The 1,019-nt window shown below is 58.3% G+C and carries 1 protein-coding gene; it reads left to right on the top strand.

Annotated elements, in window-relative coordinates; genetic code table 11:
• Nucleotides 1–132: 132 nt before the first annotated feature.
• The gene (locus AC0L3I_RS36880) at nucleotides 133–840 is read left to right on the top strand and encodes an aspartate/glutamate racemase family protein (protein ID WP_473530227.1); all 708 of its coding nucleotides are present in this window, start codon (nucleotides 133–135) and stop codon (nucleotides 838–840) included.
• The last annotated feature ends 179 nt before the right edge of the window (nucleotides 841–1,019 follow it).

Here is a 1,019-nt window from a genome sequence, read left to right on the forward strand (position 1 = left end):
CGCGGTTGGGCTCATCGAGCGCATGGGCGCCAGCGTCGCCACACCTGCCGAGGCACGGGCAATCCTCGGAGTTAAGAAGCGCGGATGAACGCCCTCAATGTATCAAATGTAGCTATATGTCCTGGAGGCGAAATGGCGTCGCAAATCGGAAGTTGTCTCGGCATTCTGGATCTCGAAAGTGGATTGCCGCCCGATGTGACGCCGCCAGAGCCCACATCGGGCTCGCTGCTTAGTTCGGCTACCTTCAACTTTCCCGTAATATCAGAAACCGTCGAAGGAGCTTGGGCCGATGTTGTGATGCAGGGCGATCCCGCGCTTGAGCCCGCGTTTATTGCGGCGGCGCGGAGGCTGGTTGAGCGAGGTGCAGTCGCAATCAGCTCGAACTGCGGCTCGGCCATTCGACATCAAGCGGCGGTGGCTGCGGCGGTAAGTGTCCCCGTGGTGATGTCAAGCCTGCTCTTGGTGCCCGCGCTTCTCCGCCAACTGCACCCAAACGCAAAGCTCGCTGTTGTCACAGCGGATTCGCGTGTGTTTCGAGATGATTTGCTTGGGCTCAGTGATCAGGCCGAGCGGGATCGGATCGTCATCGGCGGCATCGAAGGCGGTAAGTTTTTGGAAAACGAGTACATGCGTCCGCCACAACCGACAGCGGTCGCCGACATCGAGAACGATGTAGCTGCTTGCGTCGCGCGGCTCCGCGTCGCAAATCCGGACGTCGCTGCGCTACTGTTCACTTGTACTGGATTCCCGCCGATAACGCCGGCAATCCGTCGTATGACAGGGCTCCCTATCTACGACATCACAACCATATGTCGGATGACGCTTGAGTCTGTTGCCTGAGACGGCGCTGCGTTTGCGAGGCAACCTTTCGATCCTCGAGAGAGTATAAATGATTGAGCAGAAGGCACCATCCGATGCGTACAGGATCTCCAAGGTCACTTGCATCGGCGGGGGGCTGATTGGAGCTGGTTGGTTGGGCTGCTCATTTTATGAGGGCCGGTTTAGATGTCGTCGTCTAT

This window comes from Mesorhizobium sp. WSM4840 (genome assembly GCF_055811755.1).

What these genes read in the sequence shown, in the direction of transcription:
- AC0L3I_RS36880 (WP_473530227.1), top strand. Translation starts at nt 133, where the DNA reads ATGGCGTCGCAAATCGGAAGTTGTCTCGGCATTCTGGATCTCGAAAGT.